A 259-nucleotide genomic window follows, 5' to 3' on the forward strand; every position below is an offset into this window, starting at 1 on the left:
GTTCTCTAGTTCTTGCATCAACAGCACAACTTCCTCAGCCAGCACCTTGTTTACCATCTTAAGGGACTTATTTAGCTCTTTGTAATCATTGGGTTTGGTTGAAACGTTAGATTTTCTGCCCTTTTTAGTGTATTTTTTCAGTTTTTCCAGAGCAGCCATTGTCTTGGTGTGGAGTACTGTTCCGTGCTTGAGAAGGCGTCCACTTTTTGAAAATTTAGACAGGTTCAGCTCTTCACATTCAAAGCTACAAAACCAGTTG

Annotated in this window: 1 protein-coding gene; it reads right to left on the reverse strand. The window is 40.5% G+C overall.

The features are described from left to right. Positions 1–259, reverse strand: a 259-nt coding sequence (locus tag AAEY78_RS13810; RefSeq protein WP_352339928.1) for a hypothetical protein, incomplete at both ends; no start/stop codon positions are given.

This window comes from Psychrobacter sp. 16-MNA-CIBAN-0192 (assembly GCF_040309565.1).
Taxonomy (GTDB): Bacteria; Pseudomonadota; Gammaproteobacteria; order Pseudomonadales; family Moraxellaceae; genus Psychrobacter.